Origin of the sequence: Haemophilus haemolyticus, from assembly GCF_003493605.1 — a bacterium.
GTDB classification, from domain to species: domain Bacteria; phylum Pseudomonadota; class Gammaproteobacteria; order Enterobacterales; family Pasteurellaceae; genus Haemophilus; species Haemophilus haemolyticus_J.
The window spans coordinates 33,418-48,486 of sequence record NZ_QQKA01000006.1 but is presented as its reverse complement, the minus strand read 5'-3'; the positions used below and the strand labels follow the sequence as shown (position 1 = coordinate 48,486).

The window sequence follows — 15,069 nt, the reverse complement described above, 5'->3', positions numbered from 1 at the left end:
TTCCTTACAATACAACCATACTTAATGATTGGTAATTCCTTACTAGTTAATGAGTTTCGGACTTAAGTATGATGTTGTGTTTGCATATAGTTCGGGTAACCGAACTTGAGTAACAAATATGTTACTCATTTACTTCCTGTATATTATTAAACCAATTTGGTTAAACGCTGCTCTCATTGAGTGGCGTTTTTTTCATCCCGATTTTAGCATAACTATATCTTTATTTCCTGCCCAGTTTCCAAAATTTCATTATTCCTTTTTAATTGGCTAAAAATTGCATAATTTCGAGAATTTATTATTTAAATCACTTCTGGAATGGTGTAGATTAAACGGCATTTCATTCAAAAAAATAATATTAAGGAAGCAAAATGAAAGATTTAGACTGGAATAACCTTGGTTTTAGTTATATTAAAACAGATTACCGTTTCATTGCTCACTGGAAAGATGGCAAATGGGACGAAGGCAAACTCACAACAGACAATACCTTACATATTCACGAAGGTTCTACCGCACTTCACTACGGTCAACAATGCTTTGAAGGCTTAAAAGCTTACCGTTGCAAAGACGGTTCAATCAACTTATTCCGCCCACAAGAAAATGCAAAACGCATGCAACATACTTCGGATCGTTTACTTATGCCACAAGTGCCCACTGAATTATTTATCCGTGCATGTAAAGAAGTGGTGAAAGCGAACGAAGAATGGGTCGGACCTTACGGCTCTGGTGCAACCCTATATTTACGTCCATTTTTAATTGGTGTGGGTGAAAATATTGGTGTGAAAGCTGCGCCAGAATTTATTTTCTCTGTATTCTGCTGCCCAGTTGGTGCCTATTTCAAAGGTGGTTTAACACCATCTAACTTTATTACCACAGAATACGATCGTGCTGCGCCAATGGGAACCGGTGGCGTAAAAGTGGGTGGTAACTACGCAGCAAGCCTTCTGCCACATGTATTAGCGGCAGAACAAGGTACGCCAGAACGTAAATTCGCTGATGCTATTTATTTAGATCCAAAAACTCACACTAAAATTGAAGAAGTCGGTGCGGCAAACTTCTTTGGGATCACAAAAGACAATAAATTCATCACACCAAAATCAGAATCTATTTTACCAAGTATCACCAAATACTCTCTTTTACATATCGCAAAAGAGCGTTTAGGTATGGAAGCAATTGAAGGCGATGTTTATATCGATCAGCTAGATCAATTTGCTGAAGCGGGTGCCTGTGGTACTGCAGCGGTCATTTCACCCGTTGGCGGAATCCAACATAAAGGCAAATTCCATGTGTTCTATTCTGAAACTGAAGTTGGCCCAGTAACACGTCGCCTTTATGAAGAACTCACTGGCATCCAATTCGGTGATGTCGAAGCGCCTGAAGGCTGGATTGTGAAAGTAGAATAATTTCTACCAATAGAAAAACGAAAGTGCGGTTAAAAATCAACCGCACTTTTTTATTGATTCAATCCCCATTGGCGAGAATCTTTATCAAATTTAACACCTGAATGAGAACCTTCTGCCCCATTAAAATACACGTCTTTATTTGCACAAGCTGAAATAATCAACGCGCCTGCAATAATGAATAACCATTTTTTCATAAGTAAACCTTTTTGTTAAATTAAAAAACCTGCGAATTGTAGCACAACGATGCCACATCCCAACGAAATATTTTGCTTTCTTTGCCATCATTAACACCTCTCACCAAAGCCAAACTTCCCTTCTTTGCTGACAAATTTGACTTATTGAACTATTAAAAACACAAGAAATTTAAACCGTACTTTAAATAAAATAAAAAATTTCTTATTACCTCTTGATCGCTATAAATTTATGTATATAATGAATCCTGTTTTAGATACTAGATAGTAATTTAATAGTAATGAAACTTGGCTAGTGCATTCCCCCACTCCTTCGCACTAGCCATTTTTTTTGGAATTTTGTACCATATCCCAACTTTTTCCAATCAACGATCTATTATGAATAATCTTGAACTTGAACAAATCATTAACCAAAAACTTTCTTCTGATAAAATCAATGACTATGCGCCCAACGGCTTACAAGTCGAAGGTAAAACAGAAATCAAAAAAATCATTACTGGCGTAACGGCGAGTCAGGCTCTAATTGATTACGCAATCAGTCAAAATGCCGATGCTATTTTGGTTCATCACGGCTATTTTTGGAAAAGTGAAAACCCTTGTATTCGAGGAATGAAAGGCAAGCGAATTAAAGCACTTTTAGTGAACGACATTAATTTATATGGCTATCATTTGCCATTAGATGTCCACCCAAAATTAGGCAACAATGCGCAATTAGCCAAACTGCTAGACATTGAAAATTTACAACCATTAGAAAAAGGCGCTGTGAGTATTCCTGTTTGGGGCGAATTAAAAGAACCGATGACAGGTGAAAAATTTGCAGAAAAAATAGAAAAAGTGTTAAATCGAAAACCGTTAATTTGCATTGAAAACGGACCGCACTTAATCCGAAAAATTGGTATCTGCACTGGTGGCGGACAAGGTTATATTGATCTTGCTGCAGAACAAGGCTGCGACGCATTTATTACTGGTGAAGTGTCAGAACAAACGATTCATTCTGCCCGTGAGCAAGGATTACATTTCTTCTCTGCTGGCCATCACGCAACAGAACGATATGGCATCAAGGCATTAGGCGAATGGTTGGCGAAAGAATATGGCTTTGATGTAGAATTTAAAGATATAGATAATCCAGCGTAAAATACAAAAGTGCGGTTAAAAATATCTCTTTTTTAACCGCACTTTTATCTTCTGAAATTATCGTTTAAACATTCCGCCTAAACCGCCAAGACCGCCTAAGCCACCGCCCATTAAGCCTTGCATTCCACGCATCATTTTAGCCATACCGCCTTTACGCATTTTCTTCATCATACGTTGCATTTCATCGAATTGTTTAAGTAATTTATTAACATCTTGCACTTGAGTGCCAGAGCCTAATGCAATACGACGACGGCGAGATCCTTTGATAATATCTGGGTTTGCACGTTCTTTTAGGGTCATGGAGTTAATAATCGCTTCCATTTTGACAAACATTTTGTCATCCACTTGATTTTTAATGTGATCAGGCAAATTTTTTGCGCCAGGTAATTTCTCAAGCATAGACATCATGCCGCCCATTTTTTTCATTTCGATCAGCTGTTCACGAAAATCATCTAAAGTAAAATCATCGCCTTTCTTGAATTTCTGCGCCATTTTTTCGGCTTTTTCACGGTCAACAGAACGTTCAAGATCTTCGATAAGGGAAAGCATATCGCCCATGCCCAAAATACGGGAAGCGACACGATCAGGATGGAAAGGCTCAAGTGCTTCTGTTTTCTCGCCCACACCCAAGAATTTGATTGGTTTACCTGTGATTTGACGAATTGATAACGCTGCACCACCACGCGCATCACCGTCCACTTTCGTCAAAATAACACCTGTAAGCGGCAATGCTTCATTAAAGGCTTTTGCCGTATTGGCGGCATCTTGACCAGTCATCGCATCTACGGTGAAAAGGGTTTCGATTGGATTTAATGCTGCATGAACTTGCTTGATTTCGTCCATCATTTCCGTATCAACGTGCAAGCGACCCGCCGTATCCACAATCAATACATCGTAGAATTTCAGTTTTGCATCAGCAAGTGCCGTTTTAGCAATATCAACTGGATTTTGTTTAACATCCGATGGGAAAAAATCCACGCCTACTGATTGAGCCAAGGTTTCAAGTTGCTTAATCGCAGCAGGGCGATATACGTCGGCAGAAACTACTAACACTTTCTTTTTATGGCGTTCACGCAAGAATTTTGCCAATTTACCCACGCTAGTGGTTTTACCCGCCCCTTGTAAACCCGCCATTAAGATAACTGCTGGTGGTTGGGTTGCAAGGTTTAAACTCTCATTCGCTTCGCCCATGGCTTTTTCAAGCTCACGCTGAACGATTTTTAAGAATTCTTGCCCTGGCGTTAAACTTTTATTGACTTCTTCCCCAAGCGCGCTTTCTTTTACTTTTGCGATAAATTCACGCACCACAGGTAAAGCAACATCGGCTTCAAGTAATGCCATACGCACTTCGCGCAAGGTTTCTTTAATATTATCTTCCGTTAAACGGCCTTTTCCTGTGATATTACGTAAAGTTTTGGAAAGGCGATCCGATAAATTCTCAAACATGGCTAACAATCCTGTTTTTCTTAAAAAATTGCGCTGATTATACCGAAATTTAGGCGTTTTTCATCATTTCAAATGAAAATGGCTTTTTGAGTAGGCAATTTCATGAAGAAAGCATAGGATATAAGGAAAAAGAATGATTATTTAGCCAATTTCGGGTATCATTCTACTCACTCTTGGCTATTTGAGTAGCCATTTGATTTAGCAAAATCAAATAACAGGTAAAAAGTGCGGTGAAAAATGACCGCACTTTTTGTTGATTAACAAACAAAAGGATTTTCCCTTGGACAGTATTCCCCTTAGTACTTTATTTATTATTCTCATTATCTGTTTAGTTTTATCTGCATATTTTTCTGGCTCAGAAACCGGACTACTCTCTCTCAATAAATATCGTCTTCGTTTTCTATCTGAACAAGGCAATAAAGGCGCACAAAAAGCAGAAAAGCTGCTAGAAAAGCCGGATACCTTATTAAGCTTTATTCTTATTTTTAATAACCTTGTGAATATCAGCGCATCGGCAATTGCGACCATGATTGGTATGCGTTTATACGGTGATGCAGGTGTGGCGATTGCAACAGGTTTGCTCACTTTCGTGATGCTTGTCTTTTCTGAAATTTTCCCTAAAACGGTGGCAGCGATGCACGCGGAAAAAGTCGGTTTCATTTCCAGCCATATTTTGACGGTATTACTTAAAATCTTCTATCCGTTAGTTTGGTTGATGAATATTTTTACCAAATCATTAATGCATTTGGTGGGATTAAAACCCGATATGCAAAAACAAGTAATTAGCCGTGAGGAACTTCGTAGTATCGTATCAGAAGCAGGCGAAGCCACACCTGATGAACAACATCCACAAATGTTGCTCTCTATTTTAGATATGGAAACCGTCACCGTTGATGACATTATGGTTCCACGTAACGAAATTGGCGGCATTGATATTGATGATGACTGGAAAGCCATTATGCGCCAGCTCAATCATGCGGCACATAACCGCGTGGTGCTTTACAAAGGCAGCCTTGATGAACAAGTGCTTGGCATTTTGCGCGTGCGTGAAGCATTCCGCTTACTGCTTGAAAAAAATGAATTTACCAAAGAAACCTTAATTCGTGCCGCAGATGAAGTGTATTTCATTCCTGAAAGCACGCCATTAAAAACGCAACTTGCGAATTTCCGTGCAAATAAAGAACGCATTGGCTTAGTTGTAGATGAATATGGCGATATTAAAGGACTTGTGACGTTGGAAGATATTTTAGAAGAAATCGTTGGTGATTTTACCACTTCCACCGCCCCAAGCATTGACGAGGAAGTAACTCAACAATCCGATGGTTCCATGATTATCGATGGCTCTGCCAACCTACGCGATCTCAACAAAATGTTTAACTGGGAATTGGATACCGAAGATGCCCGCACGTTTAATGGTTTAATCCTCGAACACTTAGAAGAAATTCCCGATGAAGGCACGGTTTGCGAAATTGATGGCTTGCAAATTACCATTCTTGAAGTGGGCGATAATATGATTAAACAAGCGAAAGTAGTCAAACTTTAATCATAAAAACCCAGACAAATTGAACCGCACTTTTGACTTGGATCACAAGTGCGGTTCTTTTTTGCGCATTTTTTAGAAAAGATTTTTATAATCCTTTCTAGGTATATTTTGATAGAAGAAGAAAGATATGGAGCACGAATATCAACGGGCGGTGACTCGCGTGTGCGTACAAACGGCACTGCTCTTGTTACAACATGGGGCAGAAAGTACTGTGGTGGTGCAAATGGCGCAGCGTTTAGGCGTAGCACTTGGTGTAGAAAGTGTGGAATGTGCGCTCACGGCAAACGCGGTTGTGCTGACGACCTTATCAGATAATCATTGCATCACCACCGCACGAAAAAATACGGATAAAGGCATTAATATGCAAATGGTTACTGATGTTCAGCGCATTGTGATTGCTGTTGAACATCATTTGTATGACTTAGAAATCGCACAAAGAAAACTGGATCAATTAAAACCGCTTAAATATAACCGATGGTTAGTGGTGTTTATGATTGGCTTATCTTGTGCAGCATTCGCCCATTTATCGGGTGGAGACTGGGTGATTTGTGGCATCACCTTTGTCGCGGCAGCCATTGCAATGTTTGTGCGACAAGAATTTTCTAAACGGCACTATAATCCCCTTATCGTCTTTTCCATCACCTCTTTTGTCGCCTCACTGATTTCTGGCGTGAGCTTGAAATATAACTTAGGTAATGATCCTCAAATTGCTTTAGCGTCTAGTGTTTTATTACTGGTGCCAGGGTTTCCTCTGATTAATTCTTTGGCGGATATATTAAAAGGTTATGTGAATATGGGATTAGGCCGTTGGACGATTGCCACTATTCTCACTTTTGGCGCATGTCTTGGTATTGTATTCGCGTTAAGCCTATTACATATTACAACTTGGGGGCATTAAAATGTTATTAGATATCACAATATTTATCTTGAAATTACTCGATGATATGTTATTTGCCGCAATTCCAGCAGTGGGCTTTGCGTTAGTATTTAATGTGCCGCCAAAAGCCTTAAAATATTGCGCAATTTTAGCCGCACTTGGGCATGTGACACGCACATTATTACTGCATATTAATATGCCTATTGTATTTGCCACCTTCTTTGCCACTTGCGTGATTGGATTTTTAGGCGTGCATCTTTCCCATCGTTATTTAGCCCATCCCAAAGCCTTCACCGTTGCCGCAATTATCCCGATGATTCCCGGTGTTCATGCTTATAAAGCAATGATTTCAATGGTACAAATTCATCATTTCGGCTTTTCTGATGCGTTATTTGAACAAATGATTAGTTCCTTTATTAATACCAGTTTTATCCTAGGCGCAATAGTATTTGGATTAGCTTTACCGGGCTTATTGTTTTATCGACAAAAACCTGTGGTGTGACACTAAAATAGTTCAACAAAAAAACCGGCATCAGCCGGTTTTTTACTATTCTTGTGATTTTTTCTTGAGATATTCATAAAGCTCATCTTTAATCCGTAATTTTTCTTTTTTCAAAGCCTCAATTTCCATATGAGTAGCGAGCTGAATGTTTTCCTGCATGTTCTTAATTTCATGATCTAATTCGTTATGCTTTTCAAAAAGACGATCGAAATAAGCATCATTACTTTTAAGTTTGGTGATTAATTCCCTGTATTCTGGAAACATAAAATCGCTCCTGTGTTAGTTAAAATCGATCTTGAGTTTACGCTTTTCTTTACAAAGAAACAAAATTCAATTTTAAAAATTTGACCGCGATCACAAAAATTTATTCTGAACGAATTATTTTTGCTCATTTACCTTTTTATTTCTTCCTGCACCTAAAACCAGCATAGCTAACAAACTAAGAATAATTCCAAAGCCGGCACCAATACCCGTTGAAATAACATAAGGTTTCTCTGCCATTACAAGATTAGGCTGTTGAACAAAATGGAACGCCACCAAATTATTATCTAACGGTTGAACAGATTGCATCATTTTCAATTTGTTTTCCCAAGAAACGTCAATTTTAGCGTCCGCCGCATTTTTCACTTGTTCAAATAAAGATTTCCATTTTGTAATCAATTCATTATTTAATGTTTGGCGCGCTTGATTATTCACATAACGAATGTATTCCACAAAAAGTTGATCCACTTCTTCACGATCAAAAGAAGACAGGATGAATTGATCAAGATTATTTTCTTGGGAAAATTTAAAGTGCGAGGCAATTTGCTGAACGGTTTGATTTTCAACTTTAGCTCTCGCTTTCACAAAATCAGATTGATTTAAAAAAGCCATTAATTGAGCGGATGAATTAAGAATTTTTGTAAATTCATGATACGCAGAATCTGTCGCCTTACGCTCAATTTTTACCATATCAACGGCATCAGCATCACCGCTAACTAAACTGTACGTAGAAAAAAGAGAAAAATAATTACCTAATTCATTCATTTTTGGCGCTTCAAATTGCGCGCTAACCTGCCATTTTGTCGGGTGAAAATGCGCCCCTGCAAAACCAAGTCCACCACCGATAAGCATAAACAGAAAAGAAAGAATAAATTTTCTCATAATTTACCTAAAATTCAGACTAAATGGAGCGTGGATTCTAACACAAAGTGCGGTTTATTTTTGCTTTATTTTCAGAATCTCGCTTTTCCCTTGGCTTTTAACTGGTTTATTTGAATAAAGCACGCTAGAATAAAGTCATTTTCATTTCAACGAAAAAAGTAAGGAAATTCTATGATCGATCCAAATTTGCTCCGTAATAATTTAGCGGAAGTCGCAGAAAAATTAAAAGTAAAACGTAACTTTATTCTTGATACAGAAAAACTCACCTCATTAGAAGAACAACGCAAGAACTTACAAGTCACCACCGAAAATTTACAAGCTGAACGTAATACTCGTTCTAAAGCTATTGGCGCTGCGAAAGCACGCGGTGAAGATATCGCTCCATTATTGGCAGAAGTGGATGATATGGGCAATCAATTGACTGAAGCAAAAGCACAATTAGATGCGGTACTTGCGGAAATTAATCAAATTGCATTAAGTATTCCAAATCTACCCGCAGACGAAGTGCCATTAGGCAAAGATGACACCGAAAATAAAGAAATCTTACGTTGGGGCACACCACGTACATTTGATTTTGAAGTGAAAGATCATGTCACTTTGGGTGAAGAAGCCAATGGCTTAGATTTTGCCGCTGGGGCTAAATTAGCGGGTGCGCGTTTTGCCGTAATGAAAGGTCAAATCGCCAAAATGCACCGTGCATTAGCGCAATTTATGTTAGATCTTCATACTGAACAGCACGGCTATTTAGAAACCTATGTGCCTTATTTAGTAAATCACGCCACACTTTATAGCACAGGGCAATTACCAAAATTCGGTGAAGATTTATTCCATACTTTAGCCTTAGAAGGCGAACAACCTTACGCATTAATTCCAACCGCAGAAGTGCCAGTCACCAATTTAGTGCGTGATGTAATTATTGATGAAACAGAATTACCAATAAAAATGACCGCACATACGCCATGTTTCCGTTCTGAAGCGGGTTCTTACGGTCGTGATACTCGCGGTTTAATTCGTATGCACCAATTTGATAAAGTGGAAATGGTACAAATCGTTGATCCAGATAAATCTATGGAAGCACTCGAAGAATTAACCGGTCATGCGGAAAAAGTATTACAATTATTAAATTTACCATACCGCAAAGTTTTACTTTGCACAGGCGATATGGGCTTTGGTTCTTGCAAAACTTACGATTTAGAAGTTTGGGTGCCTGCACAAAATACTTATCGCGAAATTTCTTCTTGCTCCAATATGTGGGATTTCCAAGCCCGCCGTATGCAAGCTCGTTGTAAAGCAAAAGGCGATAAGAAAACGCGCTTAGTGCATACCTTAAATGGTTCTGGCTTGGCTGTTGGTCGTACTTTAGTGGCTGTGCTTGAAAACTATCAAAATGCCGATGGTTCAATCACCGTGCCAGAAGTGCTACGTCCATATATGGGCGGATTGGAGGTTATCGGCAAATAATCCTTCTATAAAATAAAAAAGCGTGGATTTTAAAATTTCCACGCTTTTTTATTAAGCTATTTCAACGACAACATCGGATTCTGATTTAGGGTTTAATTCACCCACTTCATATAAATCAATGCCCGCATCTTTGGCTATGTCAATCACGGTTTGAACGCTATTAGGCTCAACTGCCACTAATAAACCGCCTGATGTTTGAGGATCACACAAAATCGCTTTTTGTTCTTCCGTTAATGCACCCACTTTATGCCCATAACTTTCAAAATTACGCCCTGTTCCACCAGGTACGCAACCTTGCGCAATATAATCTTTTACACCGTCCAAGGTTTTAATTTTATCGGGAAAAATCACCGCACTTAGATTTGAACCTTCACAGATTTCAATTAAATGACCAAGTAAACCAAATCCTGTGACATCCGTCATTGCGGTGACGCCATCCACTTGGGAAAATTGGCTGCCAATGGAATTCATTTGGCACATGGCGGCAGTAGCTAAACCTTGATGTTCTGGTTTTAGTTTTCCTTTTTTCTCCGCCGTCGTCAAAATACCAATACCAAGCGGTTTTGTCATATAAAGCTTACAACCTGATTTTGCAGACGCATTACGTTTCACTTTTTCAGTGTCAATCACGCCTGTCACGGCTAAACCAAAAATAGGTTCAGGCGAATCAATGGAATGCCCTCCCGCCAAAGCAATCCCCGCTTGATGGCAAGCAAAGCGACCGCCATCAACAATTTTCTGTGCAACTTCTGCAGGTAATACATTGGTTGGAAAACCTAAAATGGCGATTCCCATAATCGGCTTACCGCCCATAGCAAAAATATCACTGATGGCATTGGTCGCGGCAATTCGTCCGAAATCAAAAGGATCATCCACAATCGGCATGAAAAAGTCTGTGGTACTGATAATTGCAGTTCCATTACCAAGATCATACACCGCTGCATCGTCAGCAGTTTCATTGCCAACGAGCAAATTTGGATCATAAAATTTTTCCAGTTCTGAATGTAAAATTGTCCCTAACACCTTAGGCGAAATTTTACAGCCTCAACCTGCACCATGGCTGTATTGTGTCAGCCGAATTTTTTCTTTCATTTCTTATTTACCTTATTGAATATCCGTTTTCGAGAATATGATTTTCAAACCCTATTCTTAATCATAAAGATCTTCGCCGTCCTTCCTTGTACGCAATAGTTGCAAAATCCAAACATATTGCTCTGGTGCTGGCGTAACAAAAGATTCTATTTCTTCGTTCATTGCTCGGGCTGATTGTTCAGGATCATCACTTAAATTCATTGCTGGATGAATTTCCATTTCATATTTGCCAGCCTCAGCGTTATAACGAGGAAACATTGGAATAACAACGGCTTTAGAAAGTTTTGCCATTTTATTTAATCCCGGCAATGTCGCTTTATAAGTTCCAAAGAAATCAACAAATACGCTTTGCTCCGCACCAAAATCTTCATCGGGTAAGTAATAACCCATTTCGCCTTTACGAATATGATTTAAAAAAGGTTTAATACCATTTTGGCGAGCATGCATTTTTCCGCCGAAACGTTGGCGTGTAATCGTCCAAAGCCAATCTACCAATGGATTACGGTGAGGATTATACATAGAAGTCATTGGCATGCCTCGAGTGTGCAAAATAATGCCTGAGGCATCAATCGCCCAGCCATGTGGCACCATAAGAATAATATTCTTGCCTTCAGCTTTTGCCTGTTCGATATGTTCAAGACCGATAAATTCGCTACGTTTTTGCAAATGTTTCTTTGAACAAATAGCAATCTCACCAATGCCAAACATAACTTGTGCAACAACCGCAAACATTTTATCTATGACTTGCTCACGTTGTTGTTCAGTCCAATGAGGGAAGCAATATTGCAAATTAGTTTGTGCACGCGTACGCTGTTTCTTTGCTTTATGCCCAATCCAAATACCTAATTTTCCCGCCAAGTTATCACGCAGACGAAAAGGCACGAATGCTAACAACAATAAAAAGAAAATACCGAGCCAAATTCCCCAATATTGAGGCTTTAAATACGACCATGAAAAGTGTGCTTCATAGCCCACTCTCGCCGTCAGACGTAAATTTTGTTGATTATCCGACATAATAAAATGTAATTAATTTTAACCGCACTTTTGCGTGCTTTCCGAACTAAAAATGAAACCAACCCTGATCGTAAACCATTTTAGCCGTCATAATAAAAGACATGATAACAACCATCGGTCTAATCAAGGTTTTACCTTTCGTCATCACCATTTTAGCACCTAAATTTGCGCCTAAAATACTCCCTGCCATCATCACGAAACCCACTTTCCAAAGAATTTGTCCGCCCAATAAAAAAAGCGTAAAAGAAGCAAGATTCGAAGTAAAATTCATCACTTTTGCATGTGCTGTCGCTTTCGGGAGATTAAATCCTAGCAAAGTAACACAGGCTAAGCTCATAATCGATCCAGTTCCAGGTCCAAAGAAACCATCATAAAAACCTAAAAATGGGCTAATTAAAAGACCAAATAACAGATAACTTAAACGCTGTTTCCGATCTTCATCACCTAATTTAGGGGTAAATAAAAAATATAGACCAATGGCTAAAATCAGAAAAGGCAGAATTTTTTTGAAAATCGCTACATCAATTGATTGAATTAACAATGTACCTAAGGCAGAACCTAAGAAAACCCAAATCAAAATAAACCAAATATCGCGTAAATTGACCGCTCTTTTTCGCAGAAAATAAAAGCTTGCAGATAATGCCCCTCCCACAGCTTGCAATTTGTTGGTGCCTAACGCCATTGCAGGAGGCATACCTGTCATGAGCAATGCTGGAATGGTGATTAATCCACCACCGCCAGCAATTGCATCGATAAATGATGCGACAAAACCAACACAAAATAATATTGCTAAAAGATCAATTCCGATATCCATATTGATTTACCTTAATGCTATTCTAACCATTCACTCCGATTCGGTGAGTTCAAAATTTGTTGGCACAAAAACGGTTCTGGTGGTGTAACTTTAGGTTTGTTCACTGAAGCACCTGGTTTTGGCGGTTCAAACCAAGAATATAATTCGTCTCCACAACCATCACCAGCAGGAACGGGGGCTTGATTTTCACAATAAGGCGCATCTGCTGGGCAAGTTAAACGAACATGAAAATGAGAATCGTGACCATACCAAGGACGAACTTTGTGTAGCCAATCGCGATCATTGCCAGCGGTCTGGCATAATTTTACCTTAATCGCGGGATTAACAAAAATACGTGTCACACTTGGATCTTGCGCCGCTAATTTGATTAACGTAGCATGATTGCCATTCCATACGCGTTCATCCACTCGTTGTGCCTTTCTATCCACAACTAATAAACCTTTACCATCAGAATTGAGCGCATCTGCGTCCGACATTTCGCCCATTCTTAACCAAATATCCGCATCTAATCCCATCTGATGGCTAGCATGACCCGTTAAAAACCGTCCGCCACCCGGCATGGCAATATCACCCACTAACATAGTTGGCAATCTAGCAGCTTTAACGCGTTGTCCCAAACGTTCAAGATACTGAATCATATTTGGATGGCCATAATAGCGATTGCGATTCATACGAATCACTTGATAACCTTCACCTTTCGGCGGTAATGCTTGCGCCCCAATAATACACCCATTGGTATAACTACCAATAGGTTTTGCTTTCCCATCGTCACTTGGAATAGGACGTTTCACTTTTTGCCAATCGAGAGGAGACGCAATAACGTTAAGAGAAAAAAGTGCGGTAAAAATTATGGTTGTTTTTAATAAAATTTTATTCATTCTAAGGTTTTGCCGTGGGTAAGTATATCCTAGGTTTTGCCATGGGTAAGTATTACCCACGGTTAGAAAAATAGTTCCCCTTTGGGGAACTTTACTCTTACCCCAAAGAGGTAACATCAAACTAACCTAGGGTACACCTACCCTAGGCACAGACTCACATATAGGTACACCTTAAGTTCAGCCCCATTGAAGAACTTTCCACTTACCCCAAAGGGGTAGCATCAAACTAACCTAGGGTATACCTACCCTAGGCACAGACTCACATATAGGTACACCTTAAGTTCAGCCCTATTGAAGAACTTTCCACCTACCTCAAAGGGGTAACATCAAACTAAAACTAACCTAGGGTATACCTACCCTAGGCACAGACTCACATATAGGTACACCTTAAGTTCAGCCCCATTGAAGAACTTTCCACTTACCCCAAAGGGGTAACATCAAACTAACCTAGGGTATACCTACCCTAGGCACAGACTCCCATCTTACACTAAGATTATTTACACTGAGCCTTAAAACGTAAGAGATTATCTAATAAGACAATCGCCACCATAGCTTCCGCAATTGGCACAGCACGAATCCCCACACAAGGATCGTGACGACCTTTTGTTACAACTTCTACGGGTTTACCATTAAGATTGATTGAACGGCCAGGAATCGTAATACTTGAAGTCGGTTTTAGCGCAATAGTAGCGATAATTGGCTGTCCTGAACTAATTCCGCCTAAAATACCGCCTGCATGATTACTTTCAAAGCCATTAGGTGTCATTTCATCACGATGTTCCGAACCTCGTTGCTCAACCACAGCAAAACCATCACCAATTTCGACGCCTTTTACTGCATTAATGCCCATTAATGCATGGGCAAGATTCGCATCTAAACGGTCAAATACTGGCTCGCCCAATCCTACAGGTACATTTTCTGCAATAACAGTAAGTTTTGCGCCAATAGAATCCCCTTCTTTTTTAAGTTCACGGATCAATTCATCGAATTTTTCTACCGCACTTTCATCAGGACAATAGAATGGATTGCTGTTTACCTTTTCCCAATCAATGTCTCCGATGATCTGAGGCGCAATTTTCACATGGCCAATTTGGCTTAAAAAACCGCGGACTTCAATGCCAAAATGTTCGCGTAAATATTTTTTAGCAATAGCCCCCGCAGCAACTCGCATCGCTGTTTCACGCGCGGACGAACGCCCACCGCCACGGTAATCACGGATGCCATATTTTTGCTGATAGGTAAAGTCTGCATGACCAGGGCGGAAACGATCTTTAATCTCGCCATAATCTTGTGAACGCTGATCACCATTTTTAATGATCATTCCAATACTTGTGCCTGTCGTTTTTCCCTCAAACACACCAGATAAAATTTGAACTTCATCATCCTCACGACGCGGCGTGGTATATCGAGATGTCCCTGGTTTACGACGATCTAAATCTGGTTGAATATCTTTCTCAGATAATTCGAGATTTGGCGGTACCCCATCAACGATACAGCCTAATGCAATACCATGTGACTCCCCAAAGGTTGTCACACGAAAAAGTTGTCCGATTGTATTACCAGCCATAATTTCC

15 protein-coding genes are annotated in these 15,069 nt (G+C 39.6%); 6 read left to right on the top strand and 9 right to left on the bottom strand.

What is annotated here, in order from left to right; translation table 11 throughout:
* Nucleotides 1–368: 368 nt before the first annotated feature.
* On the top strand, nucleotides 369–1,400 hold the full coding sequence (locus DV424_RS05525; protein WP_005626306.1) for a branched-chain amino acid aminotransferase: 1,032 nt from the start codon (nucleotides 369–371) through the stop codon (nucleotides 1,398–1,400).
* Between the two features lie 50 nt (nucleotides 1,401–1,450).
* Here DV424_RS05525 and DV424_RS05520 read toward each other — a convergent pair whose 3' ends face one another.
* A complete protein-coding gene (locus DV424_RS05520) occupies nucleotides 1,451–1,594 on the bottom strand; it encodes a hypothetical protein (protein WP_005630689.1) in 144 nt (47 codons plus the stop codon).
* Nucleotides 1,595–1,969: 375 nt separating this feature from the next.
* Between DV424_RS05520 and DV424_RS05515 the strand changes: the two genes are divergently transcribed.
* Nucleotides 1,970–2,725, top strand: a complete 756-nt coding sequence (locus DV424_RS05515; RefSeq protein ID WP_118859350.1) for a Nif3-like dinuclear metal center hexameric protein — start codon at nucleotides 1,970–1,972, stop codon at nucleotides 2,723–2,725.
* A gap of 57 nt (nucleotides 2,726–2,782) precedes the next feature.
* Here DV424_RS05515 and ffh read toward each other — a convergent pair whose 3' ends face one another.
* Nucleotides 2,783–4,171 (bottom strand): signal recognition particle protein, encoded by a 1,389-nt coding sequence (gene ffh / locus DV424_RS05510; RefSeq protein WP_118859349.1) that lies wholly within the window; start codon nucleotides 4,169–4,171, stop codon nucleotides 2,783–2,785.
* Between the two features lie 280 nt (nucleotides 4,172–4,451).
* Here ffh and DV424_RS05505 point away from each other — a divergent pair, with 280 nt between their 5' ends.
* From DV424_RS05505 to DV424_RS05495, 3 genes are all read left to right on the top strand, one after another.
* Entirely contained in the window at nucleotides 4,452–5,714 is a 1,263-nt protein-coding gene (locus DV424_RS05505) for an HlyC/CorC family transporter (RefSeq protein WP_046952977.1), read from the top strand.
* A gap of 127 nt (nucleotides 5,715–5,841) precedes the next feature.
* Nucleotides 5,842–6,612, top strand: coding sequence for a threonine/serine exporter family protein (locus DV424_RS05500; RefSeq protein WP_118859348.1), 771 nt, complete (start codon nucleotides 5,842–5,844; stop codon nucleotides 6,610–6,612).
* Between the two features lies 1 nt (nucleotide 6,613).
* Nucleotides 6,614–7,093, top strand: coding sequence for a threonine/serine exporter family protein (locus DV424_RS05495; RefSeq protein WP_005628250.1), 480 nt, complete (start codon nucleotides 6,614–6,616; stop codon nucleotides 7,091–7,093).
* A gap of 45 nt (nucleotides 7,094–7,138) precedes the next feature.
* Here the strand turns inward: DV424_RS05495 and DV424_RS05490 are convergent, their stop codons facing one another.
* Both DV424_RS05490 and DV424_RS05485 read right to left on the bottom strand, forming a co-directional pair.
* On the bottom strand, nucleotides 7,139–7,357 hold the full coding sequence (locus DV424_RS05490) for an HP1242/YdcH family protein (protein WP_005628252.1): 219 nt from the start codon (nucleotides 7,355–7,357) through the stop codon (nucleotides 7,139–7,141).
* Between the two features lie 114 nt (nucleotides 7,358–7,471).
* Complete coding sequence (locus tag DV424_RS05485) at nucleotides 7,472–8,236, bottom strand: hypothetical protein (protein ID WP_118859347.1); 765 nt, start codon at nucleotides 8,234–8,236, stop codon at nucleotides 7,472–7,474.
* A gap of 171 nt (nucleotides 8,237–8,407) precedes the next feature.
* Between DV424_RS05485 and serS the strand changes: the two genes are divergently transcribed.
* Nucleotides 8,408–9,697, top strand: a complete 1,290-nt coding sequence (serS, locus tag DV424_RS05480; protein ID WP_118859346.1) for a serine--tRNA ligase — start codon at nucleotides 8,408–8,410, stop codon at nucleotides 9,695–9,697.
* A 51-nt stretch (nucleotides 9,698–9,748) separates the two neighbouring features.
* Here serS and selD read toward each other — a convergent pair whose 3' ends face one another.
* The 5 genes from selD to aroC form a co-directional block, all read right to left on the bottom strand.
* Entirely contained in the window at nucleotides 9,749–10,789 is a 1,041-nt protein-coding gene (gene selD, locus DV424_RS05475) for a selenide, water dikinase SelD (RefSeq protein ID WP_118859345.1), read from the bottom strand.
* A gap of 57 nt (nucleotides 10,790–10,846) precedes the next feature.
* Nucleotides 10,847–11,803 carry a lauroyl-Kdo(2)-lipid IV(A) myristoyltransferase gene (gene lpxM / locus DV424_RS05470; protein WP_118859344.1) on the bottom strand — a complete coding sequence of 319 codons (957 nt, stop codon included), beginning with the start codon at nucleotides 11,801–11,803 and terminating at the stop codon, nucleotides 10,847–10,849.
* A 46-nt stretch (nucleotides 11,804–11,849) separates the two neighbouring features.
* Nucleotides 11,850–12,617, bottom strand: coding sequence for a TSUP family transporter (locus tag DV424_RS05465; protein WP_118859343.1), 768 nt, complete (start codon nucleotides 12,615–12,617; stop codon nucleotides 11,850–11,852).
* 17 nt (nucleotides 12,618–12,634) lie between these two features.
* Complete coding sequence (gene mepA, locus DV424_RS05460) at nucleotides 12,635–13,495, bottom strand: penicillin-insensitive murein endopeptidase (protein ID WP_118859342.1); 861 nt, start codon at nucleotides 13,493–13,495, stop codon at nucleotides 12,635–12,637.
* Nucleotides 13,496–13,988: 493 nt separating this feature from the next.
* The gene (gene aroC, locus DV424_RS05455) at nucleotides 13,989–15,062 is read right to left on the bottom strand and encodes a chorismate synthase (protein ID WP_118859341.1); all 1,074 of its coding nucleotides are present in this window, start codon (nucleotides 15,060–15,062) and stop codon (nucleotides 13,989–13,991) included.
* Nucleotides 15,063–15,069 lie beyond the last annotated feature (7 nt).

Excerpts from the sequence above, each read along its gene's own strand:
- ffh (WP_118859349.1), bottom strand. The coding sequence starts at position 4,171 with ATGTTTGAGAATTTATCGGATCGCCTTTCCAAAACTTTACGTAATATC.
- DV424_RS05465 (WP_118859343.1), bottom strand. The coding sequence starts at position 12,617 with ATGGATATCGGAATTGATCTTTTAGCAATATTATTTTGTGTTGGTTTT.
- DV424_RS05490 (WP_005628252.1), bottom strand. The coding sequence starts at position 7,357 with ATGTTTCCAGAATACAGGGAATTAATCACCAAACTTAAAAGTAATGAT.
- DV424_RS05500 (WP_118859348.1), top strand. The coding sequence starts at position 5,842 with ATGGAGCACGAATATCAACGGGCGGTGACTCGCGTGTGCGTACAAACG.
- lpxM (WP_118859344.1), bottom strand. The coding sequence starts at position 11,803 with ATGTCGGATAATCAACAAAATTTACGTCTGACGGCGAGAGTGGGCTAT.
- DV424_RS05485 (WP_118859347.1), bottom strand. The coding sequence starts at position 8,236 with ATGAGAAAATTTATTCTTTCTTTTCTGTTTATGCTTATCGGTGGTGGA.
- serS (WP_118859346.1), top strand. The coding sequence starts at position 8,408 with ATGATCGATCCAAATTTGCTCCGTAATAATTTAGCGGAAGTCGCAGAA.
- DV424_RS05525 (WP_005626306.1), top strand. The coding sequence starts at position 369 with ATGAAAGATTTAGACTGGAATAACCTTGGTTTTAGTTATATTAAAACA.
- DV424_RS05515 (WP_118859350.1), top strand. The coding sequence starts at position 1,970 with ATGAATAATCTTGAACTTGAACAAATCATTAACCAAAAACTTTCTTCT.
- mepA (WP_118859342.1), bottom strand. The coding sequence starts at position 13,495 with ATGAATAAAATTTTATTAAAAACAACCATAATTTTTACCGCACTTTTT.
- DV424_RS05520 (WP_005630689.1), bottom strand. The coding sequence starts at position 1,594 with ATGAAAAAATGGTTATTCATTATTGCAGGCGCGTTGATTATTTCAGCT.
- aroC (WP_118859341.1), bottom strand. The coding sequence starts at position 15,062 with ATGGCTGGTAATACAATCGGACAACTTTTTCGTGTGACAACCTTTGGG.
- DV424_RS05495 (WP_005628250.1), top strand. The coding sequence starts at position 6,614 with ATGTTATTAGATATCACAATATTTATCTTGAAATTACTCGATGATATG.